Origin of the sequence: Microbacterium sp. BR1 (assembly GCF_002812725.1) — a bacterium.
Taxonomy (GTDB): domain Bacteria; phylum Actinomycetota; class Actinomycetes; order Actinomycetales; family Microbacteriaceae; genus Microbacterium.
In genome coordinates, this window is record NZ_NMUN01000004.1 from 221,878 (window position 1) to 236,677 (window position 14,800).

At 70.2% G+C, this 14,800-nt stretch carries 13 protein-coding genes and 1 pseudogene; 9 read left to right on the forward strand and 5 right to left on the reverse strand.

Features of this window, described 5'->3' with window-relative positions; genetic code table 11:
- Positions 1 to 3 precede the first annotated feature (3 nt).
- From CGU35_RS05290 to CGU35_RS05300, 3 genes are read left to right on the forward strand one after another with little or no spacing between them, the layout of a single operon-like run.
- Complete coding sequence (locus CGU35_RS05290; protein ID WP_036299617.1) at positions 4 to 1,419, forward strand: FAD-dependent oxidoreductase; 1,416 nt, start codon at positions 4 to 6, stop codon at positions 1,417 to 1,419.
- On the forward strand, positions 1,416 to 1,766 hold the full coding sequence (gene fdxA, locus CGU35_RS05295; RefSeq protein ID WP_036299616.1) for a ferredoxin: 351 nt from the start codon (positions 1,416 to 1,418) through the stop codon (positions 1,764 to 1,766). Before CGU35_RS05290 ends, fdxA begins: the two co-directional genes overlap by 4 nt.
- A complete protein-coding gene (locus CGU35_RS05300; protein WP_036299614.1) occupies positions 1,759 to 2,736 on the forward strand; it encodes an NAD(P)/FAD-dependent oxidoreductase in 978 nt (325 codons plus the stop codon). Before fdxA ends, CGU35_RS05300 begins: the two co-directional genes overlap by 8 nt.
- Positions 2,737 to 2,906: 170 nt before the next feature.
- Here CGU35_RS05300 and CGU35_RS05305 read toward each other — a convergent pair.
- Positions 2,907 to 3,446, reverse strand: a pseudogene (locus tag CGU35_RS05305) (IS1380 family transposase); the annotation flags it as partial.
- A gap of 233 nt (positions 3,447 to 3,679) precedes the next feature.
- Here CGU35_RS05305 and CGU35_RS18110 point away from each other — a divergent pair.
- Positions 3,680 to 3,871: a hypothetical protein gene (locus CGU35_RS18110; RefSeq protein WP_157813901.1), complete on the forward strand. Its 192-nt coding sequence runs from the start codon at positions 3,680 to 3,682 to the stop codon at positions 3,869 to 3,871.
- A gap of 32 nt (positions 3,872 to 3,903) precedes the next feature.
- Here CGU35_RS18110 and CGU35_RS05310 read toward each other — a convergent pair whose 3' ends face one another.
- Positions 3,904 to 5,190: an APC family permease gene (locus CGU35_RS05310; RefSeq protein WP_100810560.1), complete on the reverse strand. Its 1,287-nt coding sequence runs from the start codon at positions 5,188 to 5,190 to the stop codon at positions 3,904 to 3,906.
- A 204-nt stretch (positions 5,191 to 5,394) separates the two neighbouring features.
- Here CGU35_RS05310 and CGU35_RS05315 point away from each other — a divergent pair, with 204 nt between their 5' ends.
- The 3 genes from CGU35_RS05315 to CGU35_RS05325 are packed head-to-tail and all read left to right on the forward strand — an operon-like array spanning position 5,395 to position 6,435.
- Entirely contained in the window at positions 5,395 to 5,853 is a 459-nt protein-coding gene (locus tag CGU35_RS05315; RefSeq protein ID WP_198519525.1) for a nucleotidyltransferase domain-containing protein, read from the forward strand.
- Positions 5,850 to 6,176 (forward strand): HepT-like ribonuclease domain-containing protein, encoded by a 327-nt coding sequence (locus CGU35_RS05320; RefSeq protein ID WP_100810562.1) that lies wholly within the window; start codon positions 5,850 to 5,852, stop codon positions 6,174 to 6,176. The genes CGU35_RS05315 and CGU35_RS05320 overlap by 4 nt, the downstream gene beginning before the upstream one ends.
- A 31-nt stretch (positions 6,177 to 6,207) precedes the next feature.
- Positions 6,208 to 6,435 (forward strand): hypothetical protein, encoded by a 228-nt coding sequence (locus CGU35_RS05325; RefSeq protein ID WP_100810563.1) that lies wholly within the window; start codon positions 6,208 to 6,210, stop codon positions 6,433 to 6,435.
- A gap of 120 nt (positions 6,436 to 6,555) precedes the next feature.
- Here the strand turns inward: CGU35_RS05325 and CGU35_RS05330 are convergent, their stop codons facing one another.
- Both CGU35_RS05330 and CGU35_RS05335 read right to left on the reverse strand, forming a co-directional pair.
- Entirely contained in the window at positions 6,556 to 7,902 is a 1,347-nt protein-coding gene (locus CGU35_RS05330) for an FAD-binding oxidoreductase (protein WP_157813903.1), read from the reverse strand.
- The gene (locus CGU35_RS05335) at positions 7,899 to 9,482 is read right to left on the reverse strand and encodes an FAD-dependent monooxygenase (protein WP_198519526.1); all 1,584 of its coding nucleotides are present in this window, start codon (positions 9,480 to 9,482) and stop codon (positions 7,899 to 7,901) included. Before CGU35_RS05335 ends, CGU35_RS05330 begins: the two co-directional genes overlap by 4 nt.
- 103 nt (positions 9,483 to 9,585) lie before the next feature.
- Between CGU35_RS05335 and CGU35_RS18115 the strand changes: the two genes are divergently transcribed.
- On the forward strand, positions 9,586 to 10,188 hold the full coding sequence (locus CGU35_RS18115; RefSeq protein WP_198519527.1) for a TetR/AcrR family transcriptional regulator: 603 nt from the start codon (positions 9,586 to 9,588) through the stop codon (positions 10,186 to 10,188).
- A gap of 28 nt (positions 10,189 to 10,216) precedes the next feature.
- Positions 10,217 to 12,001, forward strand: coding sequence for a CocE/NonD family hydrolase (locus CGU35_RS05350; RefSeq protein WP_100810567.1), 1,785 nt, complete (start codon positions 10,217 to 10,219; stop codon positions 11,999 to 12,001).
- 91 nt (positions 12,002 to 12,092) lie between these two features.
- Here the strand turns inward: CGU35_RS05350 and CGU35_RS18700 are convergent, their stop codons facing one another.
- Positions 12,093 to 14,609, reverse strand: a complete 2,517-nt coding sequence (locus CGU35_RS18700) for a discoidin domain-containing protein (protein WP_157813905.1) — start codon at positions 14,607 to 14,609, stop codon at positions 12,093 to 12,095.
- Between the last annotated feature and the right edge of the window lie 191 nt (positions 14,610 to 14,800).

Here is a 14,800-nt window from a genome sequence, read left to right on the forward strand (position 1 = left end):
CCAGTGACCTCGTCGAACACAGCGACCTCGTCGAACCTCCAGAACCTCCGCGTCGCGATCGTCGGCGCGGGCCCGGCCGGCATCTACGCCGGTAACATCCTCACCGGCGCGGTGACAGATGCCGGCGGCACGGCATCGGTCGACCTGTTCGAGTCGCTTCCCGCACCGTACGGGCTGATCCGTTACGGCGTCGCGCCCGACCACCCCCGCATCAAGGGCATCGTGAACTCGCTGCACGAGATGCTGGATGCCGGCACGACTCGGTTCATCGGCAACGTCGAGATCGGCCGCGACATCGCGCTCGACGAGCTGCGCGAGCGCTACGACGCGGTGATCCTCGCGACCGGGGCGATCCGAGACGCGGCTCTCGACATCCCGGGCATCGACCTCGACGGTTCGTACGGCGCTGCGGACTTCGTCGCGTGGTACGACGGCCACCCCGACGTGCCGACCGAGTGGCCGCTCGACCAGCGCGAGGTCGCCGTCATCGGCAACGGAAACGTCGCCCTCGACGTCGCGCGCGTGCTCGCGAAGCACGCCGTCGACCTGCGGCCCACCGAGATCCCCGACAACGTGCTCGCGGGACTCGAAGCCTCAGCCGTGACCGACGTGCACGTGTTCGGGCGGCGCGGCCCCGGCGACATCAAGTTCACCCCGATCGAGCTGCGTGAGCTCGGCGAGGTGCCGAACGTCGACATCGTCGTGCACGACGAGGACTTCCAGGACGCCGACCCGGCGAACGCGACGAACAACCAGCTCAAGGTCATGCTGCGCATCCTGAACGGCTGGCGCACGCGCGAGTCGACGGGCGCGAGCCGGCGCCTGCACCTGCACTTCTACCACTCGCCGGTCGAGATCCTCGGCGACGGCCGCGTGGCGGGCGTGCGCTTCGAGCGGACCGAGCCGATCGGCGACGGACGCGTGCGCGGCACCGGCGAGTTCCGCGAGATCGCCGTGCAGCAGGTGTACCGCGCGGTCGGCTACTACGGCACGCCGGTCGTCGGTGCGCCGTTCGACGAGCGGGCCGGCGTGGTTCCAAACGTCCAGGGACGGGTTCGGGATGCCGCCGCCACGGGCGATGCGGACGCGCCGGTGATCGCCGGGCTCTACGCCACCGGGTGGATCAAGCGCGGGCCCGTCGGCCTCATCGGCCACACCAAGTCGGACGCGATGGAGACGATCGCGCACCTCGTCGAGGACGCGCAGGCGAGGGCGCTCACGGCGCCGACCGTCGAGGGCGACGTGCTCGAGCTGCTCGAGGAGCGCGGAGTCGAGTACACGACGTGGGAGGGCTGGCTCGCCCTCGACGCGCACGAGCGTGCGCTCGGCGCGGCCCACGTCCACACCCGCGAGCGGGTCAAGGTCGTGCCGCGCGACGAGCAGGTGCGGGTCTCTCGGTCGGGAGCGCTCGTTCCATGACGTACGTGATCGCGCTGCCGTGCGTCGATGTCAAGGACCGCGCCTGCATCGACGAGTGCCCGGTGGACTGCATCTACGAGGGCGAGCGGTCGTTGTACATCCACCCCGACGAGTGCGTGGACTGCGGCGCGTGCGAGCCGGTGTGCCCGGTCGAGGCGATCTACTACGAGGACGACCTGCCCGACGAGTGGCAGGACTACTACAAGGCCAACGTCGAGTTCTTCGAGATTTCAACAGGCTCAATCCAAGCGATCGGCTCGCCCGGCGGCGCGGCCAAGGTGGGTGTGATCCCCCTGGACCACCCGATCGTCGCGGCCCTTCCTCCGCAAGGAGACGCGCATGTCTGACCCGCAGAACCCCGGAGAGCTCCGGCCGGCCGGCACCGAGGTCGACGTCGTGATCGTGGGCGGCGGGCCGGCGGGGCTGTCGGCTGCGCTCAACCTCGGCCGGGCCCGCGCGTCGGTCGTGGTCGTGGACGCGGGGCGACCCCGCAACGCCGCGACGCTGCGCTCACACGGGTTCTTGACCCGCGACGGCATCCCGCCGCTCGAGCTGCGCAAACTCGCGCGGGCCGAACTGGCCGCGTACCCGAGCGTCCGGGTGTTCGATCGCACCGTCGTGTCAGGTCTTCTCGAGACGCATTCCGCTTCCGGCATGCGCTTCGTCGTGGCGCTGCAGGGCCGTGGCACCGGCATCCCGTCAGCCGTCGCGGCGCGCTCGGTGCTCATCGCCACCGGGCTGCGCGAGACGCTGCCCGACATCCCGAGCCTCCGCGCGTACTACGGCATGACGATCTTCAGCTGCGCCGCGTGCGACGCGTGGGAGCTGCAGGACCGCCCGCTCGCGCTCATCGGCGAGACCCCCGATCTCGCCGGCCGCGCGCGCCTGATCGCACGATGGACCGATCTGCTCACGGTCTTCACGAACGGGTCCGACGTGGTCGACACCGTCGAAGAGGCCGAGCTCGCGGCATCCGGAATCATCGTCGAGCGACGCCCGATCGACGACCTCGAAGGCGAGCGCGGCGCTGTGTCGGCGGTGCGGCTCGCCGACGGCGAGCGCATCGAGATCGAGGGCGGCTTCGTGCGGCCCCAGTGGCACCCCGTGCTCGATTTCGTCAACGGACTCGACCTCGAGCGCGACAAGTTCGGCAACCTGGTGACCGACCGCTCGGGACGGACCTCGACCCCGGGTGTCTACGCCGCAGGGGATGCCGCGTCCCCGGGTCCGCAGCAGCTCATCGTCGCCGCGGGTCAGGGCGCGCGCGCCGCGGCGGTGCTCGTGCACGACCAGGTCGGCGTGCGCACGGCCCACTGAGCGGGCGGGTCGCGCGAACGGAGACGAAGCCGCGCGGTCGCGGATGAGGCAGGATGGCCTCGATGTCTGTGATCGCCGATGACCCGGGCGCCGAACTGCGCGCACTCCGCGAGCGCGCGTACGGGCCGGGTGCCGACATCCTCGACGACCCCGCGGCGATCAAGCGGCTGCGCGAACTCGAGGACGCGGAGCGTGGCGAACAGGGCGTTCAGGCCGCGGACGCCGGAGTACCCGAACGACGCGCCCTGCTTCTGGTATCCGTGGACCTCGATGATCGTGTCGTCCAGATCCACCATCACCCGCTCGTCGTTCGACGCCCGCAGCAGCGGCGCGGATTGCGCGACGTTCACCAGGGTCCGTGAGGCGACGGCGTCGAGCTGGCGGACGTGCCCGAACCGGAACTCCCCCAGGAACGAGCCCAGCGTCGACGGCGCATACGTCCGATCGAACAACCGGCCCATCCCGCCATGACGCAGCAGATTCATGTCGTCGATCGAGTCCGCCCCGGCGAGCATCCCCGCCACCAGCGCCATCACCTTGCCGCCGGCGTTCGCACCCTTATCCGACGGGACCGTCAACCGGACCTGCGCGAGCTGATCGAGCCCCGCAGAACGGGCAAGACGGAGCATCGGGACCAGCCCTGCGGCCGACACAAGATTCGGATCATCGAACTTCGCTGACACCGCAGCGGGAGCATGCTTGAATTGCACCTACGAGATGCCTCTCGGATCGGTCGAACAGCGGTCTAGACAATCACTATTCTTCCTGATCAGAGGGGCATTTCTGCGTCACGGCACCCGCTTGTCACCCAAGCTCATCGGTGGATCGAGGCTTAGCTGCAAGTCCTGATCTTGAGCTCGCCTTGTTCGACAGGTTCAGCGAGCGAGCTGGACGGGTGCGTCTTGCGGATCGGTGTGACAGCCTGGTTGGAAGGGGGTGGCTCGTGCGTTCATGGTTGGTGCTTGGTGTGGTGGTCGCTCTCGCGGTCGTGTTGTTGGCGACGCTGACGGCCGCGTTGCCCTCAGCTGCTCCGTGGGTCACGATCATCGGTATGCCCGTGGTTATCGTCGGAGCGGGGCTCGGCGCGAAGTTCGTGCAGCGGCGAGGCGCGGCGGAGCGTCGCGAAAGCGCCTAGGGCGAAGCATCCTTCCCGCGCGGACCGCGAGATCACGCCGAGCGCTCCCGCGCCTTCACAGCGACCACCTGGCCGATGAAGATCGCCGTGGCCACCGCGGCGGCGACGACGACCGTGAGCGGGTCATCCTGGATCTTCAGGATCGTGAAGGGGATCAGGATCGCGAGGTCGAGCACGATCGTGAGCACCGGCAGCCAGCGCACCGCGTGGATCTTCTCGCGCAGATGCCGGATGACGCCCCACTGCACGGCGATGTCCATCGTGAGGTACAACAGGGCACCCATCGAGGCGATCTGCGTGAGGTCGAGGAACGCGGTCGTGACGATCGCGAGGCCCGCCGTGATGATCAGCGGCTGGTGGTGCACCTTCGCGGGCAGCGCCGGCGCCTGGCGCATGTCTTGCAGCATCGCGTAGAGCCGCGACACCGAGTAGAGGCTCGCGAGCAGCCCCGAAACGGTCGCGACCACCGCGATCGCCACCGTGATGCCCACACCCCACGAACCGAACAGTGGCTCGGCCGCCTGCGCGAGCGCGTAGTCGCGGGCGTCGGCCGCGCCCTCCGCGCCGATGCTCGAGGCGACCGAGATCGTGATGAGCAGGTACAGGGCGGCGCAGATCGCGAGTGAGATGACGATCGAGCGGGCGATGTTCTTCTTCGGGTCGCGGATGTCGTCGCCCTGATTGGTGATCGTGGTGAAGCCCTTGTAGGCCAGCACGCACAGGGTCGTTCCCGCCAAGAGCCCGAACACGTCGGGCGCATCGCCCGAGGCATGGGCGAAGAGTCCGTCGCCCGCGACGGCCGTGCCGACGATTCCGGCGATGGCGAGGACCGCGATGCCCAGGATCTTCGCCACGGCCGTGGTGGTGGCGGATGCCTCGACCAGCCGGTTGCCGAGCAGATTCACGATCGCGGCGGCGGCGATCGCGATCACGCCGAGAAGCGGCACGAGCACGACCGAGTCCTGCAGCCCGAACGGCCGGAGCAGGTAGGTGCCGAACGTGCGCGCGAGCAGGCTCTCGGCGACGACCATCGACACGTACATGAAGAGCGAGAAGGAGCCGGCGATCACACCCGGGCCGTAGGCATCCTTCAGCAGCATCGCGATGCCACCCGAACTCGGGTTGACGCTGGAGTATCGGATGTAGGAGTACGCGCTCGCGCCCGCGACGATCGCACCCAGCAGGAAGGCCAGGGGGAACCAGTCGCCCGCGAGTCCGGCGACCTGGCCGACGAGCGCGAAGATGCCCGCGCCGATCATGACGCCGGTGCCGAGCGAGACCGAGCCGGCGAGCGAGATCCGGGCCTTGTCGTCACTCATGCGTGTCTCCCTGATCGCTACGTGGTCAGCCGGCTTCCCGGCGCTGCGTCGGCCACGGTAGTGGGGCGGCTCCGCGATGCGCGCGGCCTTGACACGGTCGCGATACGTCTCGGAGGCGCTGAGAGACGGACGGAGGAGCTACCGCACGGCTCGCTCGTGATGAAAAAGATGTGCAAAAATATGTACAGATTGTGGAGGTGGACCATGTCGAACGTCGTACCGGTAGCCGAAGCGCGTAACGGGCTCTCGCGGACGCTGCGTGCGTTTCGGGCCGACCCCGCCGCGAACGCGGTCGTGATCGGTTCGCATCGCAAGCCCGAGGCCGTGCTGATGCCTGTCGCCGCGTTCGAGCGACTGGCGGCCGAGCCATCCGGCGTCTCTCTCGACACGTTGCGTTCCTTCGCGCCGATCATCGTCAAGCTCGCGACCGCAGCGAACCTCGCCGACGTGCGGGTGTACGGCTCGGTCGCGCGGGGCGAGCAGACGGGGACGAGCGACGTCGACCTGCTGGTGTCTCCTCTGGAGGGCTCGACGCTCTTCGACATCGCGCAGTTCGAGATCGACCTGGAGCTCCTGCTGGGCACGAAAGTCTCGGCGACGCCGATCGCGGCTCTGGATGCCGACAGTGACTCCGAGATCCTGCGGGAGAGCGTGGCACTGTGAGGGACGAGGACCGGGTCGAACGCTGGATCGCCGACCTGATCTCCACCCTCGACCAGGCCGCCGAGCTGGTGGCTCGAGGTGAAGAGGAATATCGACGCGATCCGGCTCTACCGCTCGCGTTCGAGGTGTTGTCGAATCGTGTCGGTGAGCTGGCGAAGCGTCTTGTCGCTGCGGCACCCGAGCGCTTCGCGAGCGCGGTGTTCCGGCAGGCCGCGCGTAACCGCGACTTCGTCGCACATCACGATGACCGCATCGATCACGCCATCCTGTGGCGCACGGTGCGCGACGGCTTTCCGCTGCTGCGTTCCGAGCTGGTGAGCTGACCGCCCGATACTCTGCTGGCAAACGAGGGGGATGACGATGAGGTTATGGCTGGCGATCGGCGTGATCGCGTTCGGTCTGGTGACCATCGCTGCGGGGGTTGTCGCGTTCTACCGGCACGCGATCATCGCGGACGAAACCGGTATCAGCGGCTGGAACCCTGCCCTGTGGTTGGTGATGTTCGCCGGCGCGGCGGTGTTCTTGCTCGGAACTGCGCAGATCGCGGATGCCGTGGCCTCTCGTCCGGAGCGGCCCGAGTAGAAACCGGCTGCGCGCTTCGACAGGCTCAGCGACCGGCGGCATCCTTCATCATCGCCGCCTGGATGCGTCGATCGAGCTCTTCCAGCTCGCCCAATGCGTCCGGCGCGGCCCACACCCGGCTCACCGCCGGGCGAACACCCCACCCGGATCGTGCGCGGCCCGCACCTCGTCGAGCCGGGTGCGCTGGTCGGCGCTCCAGGAGTTGGCGAAGGCATCCGGAGCGTTCGCACGTCCCACGAAGTTCACCAGCGGAGTCGGCGCGTGCCACGGCGCGGTCGCGTCGAGCACCGAGCGGGCGGCCGCCAGCCGGACCTCGTCGGTGAGCGTGGGCACCGGCGCGGCATAGACGTTCAGCAGGTGCTGTGTGGAGCGGCCACCCACGGCATCCGGTCCGGGAGCGTCCAGCGTCGCCCCGCCGATCGTCCGGATCTCGACGGCGGACAGGGGCAGGTCGACGTCGAGCCCGCCCGCGGCGAGCAGGGCGTCGACGGTCGCCTGCTCGAGGGTCTCAAGCGATGCGGTGCCGTTGGCGACGGGCATGGGCGCGGTCGGGTCGGCATGGATCGATCCCACCTGCGCGTAGGGCAGCACGCCGACGGTGTCGAGCAGGGGCGCCGCGACGGCGCGCAGGGGAGCGAGCTGCGCCTGAGCGGCGTCGAGCGTGTCGAGGCTCGCGAAACGCACGTAGGCGACGTGCTTGCCGCTGAGCGCCGGCGGCAGCGCGGGGGAGTCGGGAAAGCGCAGCAGCGCGATCGAGGTCGTCGTCGAGTCGGGCAGCGCGGGCGCCCAGCCGGCGTAGGCGCCCAGGACATCGGATGCCGCATCCGCACCGAAGTACACGCCACCGCCCACGATCTCGGCGTACGGAAGCAGCTCGGCCGTGACGGCCGTGACCACGCCGCACCCGACCTTGCCGCCGCGCAAGGCCCAGAACAGATCGGGGTGCGCGTCGCGCGACACGGTGATCGGCCCGTCCGCGGCGGTCACGACCTCGAACGAGCGCACGTGGTCGGAGCTGTAGCCGAACGAGCGGGCGAGCGGGCCGATGCCCCCGCCCAGCAGGTATCCGACGACGCCCACGGACGGCGCCGAACCGCACGGCGCGGCGAGCCCGTGCGCGGCGGCGGCCGCGACGACGGGTGCCCATGAGCATCCGGCACCGATGCGGACCGTGCGGGTCGAGGCATCCACCTCGACCGTGTCGAGAGCGCGCAGGCTGATCGCGGCGCCCTCGGTGAGCGGCTCGAGCCGGCCGTGGCCGGAGCCCAGCGCGGTGAGCCGCGTGCCGTGTTCGGCGGCGACATCGACTGCCGAGGCGACATCCTCGGGCGTCTGCGCATCCACGACGACCGCCGGCGCGACCTCGACGCCGAGGTCGAAGCCCGCCACGGCGTCCGCGTAGCCGGCGTCGCCGGGGGCGAGGACGTGCGAGATGCCCGCGCGGCGGAAGGCCTCGATCGTGCTCACCGGAGCGCCTCGGAGGGTTCGGCCGAGACCGCGGCGATGTACGCGGCGATGTCGGTCGGATGCTCGGCGTCGGTGATCGCGGCGATGTACCCGTCGGGGCGGACCAGGATGGCGCCACCGCGCTCGTCCAGACCGTAGCGCGCAGCGATCCGCCCCTCGGGGTCGGCGAGGGCGCCCGCGTCGGCCGTCGGGGCGACCCGGATGGTCTGCGCCCCGGTCGGCGCGGCGACGTCGGGGTAGGTTCCGGCCTCGTCGGCGACGAGCACGAGGGCGTATCCCGATCCGCTCGGATCGCGGTGAGCCAGGGCCGGCCACAGTCCGACCTCGGCGACGGCGCGGACGGGGTCGCCCGCCCGGACGGGACCCCGGTGGCCCGATTCGGCGAGGGGCGCGTACCGGTACTCGACGGTCATCTGCTCGATCTCGTTCGCCATCGCGTGGCGCGCGAGCGACAGCTCGAGGCCCCCCTTCATGAGCAGGTTGCGCGCTTCGCGGGCGAACGGCGAGGCGAGCGTGCCCGCGTGCGTCAACTCGGTCGTGAACTTGATCACATCGGCGGCCACGGGGTGGCGCTCGTCGTGGTAGCTGTCGAGAAGCTCCTCGCTCGCCCGGCCCTGCACGGCGGCCGCGAGCTTCCAGGTGAGGTTGAAGGCATCCTGGATGCCGGTGTTCATGCCGAGCCCGCCCGCGGGGGAGTGCACGTGGGCGGCGTCGCCCGCGAGGAACGCGCGCCCCGTGCGGTAGCGCGGAACCTGCGCGTGGTGGATCTCGAAGATCGTGAGCCACCGCGAGGACTCGATCCGGACGTCCATCCGGCGCTCGTCGACCGACTGCTGCAGCCACTCGAGAGTCGGCTCGCGGGTCTCGGGGGTGTCGGCGGGGATCTGGCAGATCACGCGCACGCGCTTGCCGGCCATCGGGAACAGCATCCCGACGGCGTCGCCGGGGGAGAAGAAGATGTGGAACGACTGCTTCTCGTGCGCGAAGTCGGCGTCGACGTCGCCCATGAGGAACCGCTCGCCCTTGAAGACGCCCTCGAGCTTTAGGCCCAGGCTGTGCCGCACGGCGCCCTTCGCGCCGTCGGATCCGACGAGCCACGCCACGCGCGCGACCTCGGGCGTGCCGTCGGGGTGGGTCAGGGTCGCGCGCACTTCGCTCGCGTCTTGCTCGAGGCCGGTGTAGGTCACGCCCCGCTCGATCTCGACGCCAAGAGCGGAGAGACGCTCGCGCAGGATGCGTTCGGTGTCGGTCTGCGGGATCGTGATCGAGTACGGGAACGGGCTGTCGATCGTGTCGAAGCCGACGCGTCCGAGGATCGAGCCGTTCGCGTGCATCTGCGCACCGGTCGTCCGCACGCCGGTGGCCGCGATCTCGTGGAGCACGCCGAGCTGGTCGAGGAGTTCGAGGGATCGCGCGTGCAGCACGACCGCCCGGGATTCGTCGGTGGGCTCGGGAAGCTTGTCGATGATCCGCACCGCCACGCCTCGCCGTGCGAGGTCGACCGCCGCGACCAGTCCGACCGGTCCGGCGCCCACGACGAGGACGTCGGTGGGAGGGTGTGTGGATGCGTTGTCGACCATCGTGCTCTCCTGTATCGGCCGCCGGATTCCGGGCGAAATCCGCTCCACGGCCTGTTTTTTGGTTACTGTACCAAAACAGGGATTTTCCGGGAAGAGACATGTGATGCCAGACCGTCGTGAAGCGCTGCTCGACGCCGCCATCGCCGTGGTGCGCGAGGGCGGCTACCCGGCGCTCACGCAGACCGGGGTCGCGGCGCGGGCGGGGATGACCCAGGGCCACCTGACCTATTACTTCCCGACGCGCAGCGACCTCGTGCGAGCGGTCGCCGAGCGCATCGTGCAGAACCAGTTCGCGCTGTTCGACACCCGCGCGCTCCCGCGGTCGGTCGAGGAGGCGGTGCAGAACGTCACGGCGTTCGCCGTCGCGACCGAGACCACGCGCGCCCTCGCCACGCTGATGCTCGCCGCCGACGCCGAGCCGGTGGCGGGCGAGGCCTTCAACACGCTCGCCTCGGGGATGCGGCAGCGTGCGACCTACCTGCTCGCCGCGTTGACCGGCGACGCCGAGGGGCCCGAGGCCATCGGATCGCACGCCCTCGACGGCAGACTCCTGCACGCCACGGCGGTCGGCGCCGCGGTGCTCACGCTCGCGGAGGGCGCGAACGCCGACGACGCCGAGACGGGACGGATGCTCGCGCGCCTGCTCGAGCTGCTGACTTCCGGTGGGGGCGAGCCATCCGAACCATCCGATCCAGAAGGCGCGTGACGCGCCCCGATCTCGCCGGAGTCCACAGATGAGCCACGACGACCACACGCTTCCGCTCAAGGGTTCCACCTACGGCCCGCAGTACGCGGGCTGGACGCCCACGGCCGTCGCGATGCAGGGACTCGGCGATCGGGCGCTGCTCGACCAGTTCATCGACGTCGGCGACGGTGTGCGCCTGCACGCCGACGTCTATCTGCCGAAGGGCGAGGGCCGCTATCCCGCCGTCGTCTGCTTCGCGGGCTACAGCACCGAGGGTCACACGGCGGGGCTGCCCACGGGCACGAACGAGATCGGCTCGCCCCCGGTGTTCACCGACCGCGGCTACTGCCCCGTCGTCGTCGAGCGCCGCGGCATGGGGCGCTCGACGGGCGAGCAGGTCGTCTTCTTCGATCCGCAGGACGTGGATGATCACGAGAAGGTCATCGCCTGGGCGGCCGCGCAGCCGTGGTGCAACGGCGACGTGGTGCTCTTCGGCACGTCGTACTACGGGATGGTCCAGCCGCTGGTGGCCGCGCGTCGGCCTCCCGCGCTCCGGGCGTTCTTCGCGAACGAGCTGTGCACGGACTTCTACCGCCACCTGGTCGCGTTCGGCGGCGTGCCCGGGCTGATCTTCCTGAACCTTTGGATGGGCGCCAACTTCACACAGGAGAAGTACGACGAGCGCATGTCGGAGGGCCGCAGGGCGCTCATCAGTCACGTGACGAACGGGATGCTGCATCCGCTGCTCGAGAAGATCGTGCACAAGAACGTGAATCGCATGTTCGCCTCGTTCATGTCGGCCATGCCGGTCGAGGCGGTGCGCCGGATGTACGTGAACTGGGTGTTCGACGGCAAGACCCGCGAGACGTCGACGATCCCCGAGGGTTCGACGGGGATGCTCGGGCAGATCGAGGTGCCGTTCGTCGCCGTGCAGAACCTCGCGCACTTCAATGTGCACCAGTTCGGCACCTACGACCTGTTCGAGAACGCGGGTACCCCCGACGACCAGAAGTGGATGATCGTCGGGCCGGCGCAGTACGACCTGCCGGTGTACGAGTGGCAGGGCGAGGCGCTCGCGTTCTTCGACCACGTGCTGCGGGGAACGGACAACGGTTACGCGCGTCAGCCGCACGTGCGCTACTGGGTCGACGGGGCGGACGAGTTCGGCACCGCGAGCGCGTTCCCGCCCCTCGACGGCACGCTCACGCGCCTGTACCTCGCCTCAGCGGGCGAGGACGAAGCCCTACACCGGCTGACACCCGAGCCCGCGACGGCGTCGACGAACACGTGGGTCGCCGTGCCGCTGGGCCTGCCCGTCATCGGCGGACTCGACGACGTCGCCGTGCAGTCGCTCGGCTACGAGATCTCGTTCGACCGCGACGTCCGGCTCGCCGGCCCCGTCACAGTCAACCTGCGGTTCAGCTGCAACGAGATCGACTCGTACGTCATGGCGCGGCTGTCGCGCATCGATGCGCAGGGCGATCGACACCACCTGTCGATGGGAGCCATCCGGCCGGCGGCGCCCACGGAGGATGCGGCTCGCTCGACGCGGAACGAGATCGCGATCGACTCGGGGCGGCGCATCCCGCTCGTCCCCGGCGAAGCGGTGACCCTGCGCTTCAGCCTGACGCCGGGCCCGACGCACCTGAAGCCGGGGGAGAAGCTGCGGCTCGACATCGCGAGTCGGAGCGACCTGCTGAGGCTCGACCCGAGCCAGGGCTACGGCCACTACGACCTGCCCGTGCCCCCGTACCTGTGCCGGAACACGGTGCACATGGGGGACTGCGGCTGGATCGAGGTCACCGAGGTTCCCCTCGCCGCGCCATCCGTGTGACCGGCGAGGGTCCCCGCGTCCCGCAGCGCTCCCGTGACACGCGCGTGCGGGCCGGCGCCCGGAAGCACCGACCCGCACACGATCGCCGAGCTCAGTCGCGCACGGAGTCCTCGGCCCGGACCCGGGTGCGACGCACGGTGGCCCATCCGAGCGAGGCTGCGCCGAGGACGAGGATCACCGCGGCGACTCCCAGAGCCTCGAGATTCGCTCCTCCGCCGGTCACCGCCAGCGAGGATGCCGCCGAACGGGGTGCGGCGGCGGAACGGGGCACGCCGGTGTCGGCTCGTTGCACCTGGATCGTGACCTCGGCGGACGAGGGCAGGTGCTCCGCGCTGCCGAGGTACTCCAGTCGGAGCCTGTGGATGCCCGGCCGGAGGTTCTCGACGGCGAGCGTCGCCGTTCCCTCCTGCACATCGGCCCGCACGAGTTCCGTGTCGCCCTCGAGCACGCGCATCGTGCCCTGGGGCACGGCGGCCGCGCTGATCCGGGTCGCCGTCGCCGCGACATCCGCGTGGATGACGACACCGGAGTCGCCCACCACGCGAGCGTCGCGGACGGTCACGACCGTGGCCGCGCGTGCGTCTGGCGCGCTGGGCGGCTCGTACGCGGCCGTTCCGGTGACGGAGGGATACGTCGTCAGCGTCGCCGTGAAGGTCCGCGATGCCGGGTTCAGCTCGTCCAGCTCGACCGTCCACGACGAGCAGTCCGCGGCGGGGAGCACGCGGTCGACGATGTCGCTGCTCGTCAGGGCCACGTCACAGCCGAAGGACTGACCCGTCGGTACGCCGTAGACATCGAGCGCTTCGACGTCGACGACCGGAGCCGACGGGTCGGCGGGATCGATCGTGACGTCCAACGACGCGGGGGCGGCGGCCGGGACATCCGTGTAGACCTGGAGCCCGACGAGCTGGAAACGGTAGCCGTCATCACCGGCAGCCTCCGGCCCGAGCTCTGTCACGAAGACCCGCAGGTAGCGGCCGGTCGCGGGCTCGTCGAAGACGTACGTCCGGGCACCGCGGTCGCCGGTCTGGTTCGTGTAGGTCTCGACGGTCGTCCAGGTCGCCCCGTCGTCGGAGACGTCCACGCGGAACGACTGGGGGTACCCCGCGCCATCGACGTTCGCCGGGTCGGTCGCCGTCGTCGAACGGGGGACGAGGATGACGCCGCCCACGCTCTGTTCGGCGCCGAGGTCGACCGACACCCAGGCCTCCGCGTCCTGCGTCGGTGAGGCCGGGTCGGTCGTGAATCCGTAGTGGCCGACCTCGCTCTGCGTGTTGCCCTGGGTGAGGTACTGTGCGGACCATCCGTTCGCCTCGAACGAGCTGCTCGCGGTCACGGTCTTGCCGAGCGCGAGATCGTTCGCACTGACGGTGACGGGAAGGGTGGCCGTGGTCGTCGAGTACGCGGGATCTCCCGAGTAGGCGGCCTGGATCGTGTGCGTGCCGAGCCCGCTCAGGGGGACGGATGTCTGCGCCAGCATGGCGAGTCCGTCTTTCACCGTCGCCGAGCCGAGCGGGATCGGGGAGGACGCGTTCGTGACGTCGCTGAAGTCGACGGTTCCCGTGGCGTCGTCCGGGAGGGATGCGGCGACCCATCCGATCGACCCTCCCTCGAGGACGGACGTGTTCTCGATGGCGACGTTCATGGTCGGGACCGGCTTGTAGGTGACGAACACCTCGACCCATCCGTTCGGGGGGTAGTCCCACCCGTCCGTGTTGAAGTTGACGCCGGTCGAGGTCACCGTGGCATCCGTGACGATCGAGCCGACCATCGAGGAGCCCGCGCCACCGCCCCCGCCCGCCGAGGTGCCGTGTGCGCCGCCGCCTCCGCCACCGCCCTTCAGGCCGCCTCCGCCTCCGCCGCCGTTACCGCCGAGCTCCGTGCCCCCGCGTCCTGCGCCCCCCTGGCCGGTGGGTTCGCCGCCCGCGACACCGCCTCCGCCGCCCTGCTCACCCTCGGTGCCGTGGTGTCCGTCCTGGCCCGTCCAGCTGCCCTTGTATCCGGCGGTGCCGCCGCCGCCCAGGTGATCGGGGTCCAAGCTGCCCCCGGCATCCCCGCCTCCGCCGCCCGCGACCGCCAGCGTGGTCGTCACCGCATCGCGGACGAGCTGGATCGTCGTCGCCCCGAAGCCGGCGCCGCTCGTGCGGGCATCGAAGCTGTCCCACGCGCCGTTGCCGCCGCTGGCGCCCATTCCGCCCCAGCCGCCGAGCGGCACGTCGGGGTTGCTGTCGCCGTCCCACCCGCTGGCCGGCTCACCCGCCGCCCCGACGGAGATCAGCAGCACGTCACCGGGCTCGAGGGCGAGGTTTCCGGTCACGAGGGCGCCCTCAGAACCGCCGTCGCCCGTCAATCCACCGCTGGGTCCGCCTCCGCCGCCGGCGGCCTCGAACTTCAGAGAGGCCATGTTCGGCAGCACCGTGAAGGTCTGCACCGTCTCGCCGTCGACCTGGAAGACCATCGAGTCGGCGGCGGTCGCCGCAGAGGGGCTCGACACGACCGCGGCTCCGGCGCAGACCAGGCCCACCGTCGCGGCCGCGGCCATCGCGCGCAGACTCTTGCGTGGTCGAGTGGGGATCAGTGGTTCTCGGGGGTCTCGATGGGCGTTCATGCCAGCTCTCCTCTGTGGGTATGGGGTCGGACGGTGCTGCCGGGTGAGGCGCTTCGTGCGCCATGAGGACAGTGCACGGAGCCGATCCAATCCGCCTCCAATCCGCGTGGAGGAGAGGCCGCCCGTTCGCGAGGGAAGATGGCTACACTCCTGACTGCCCGACTCTCTGGGGATGCGCTCGGCCACCCGGT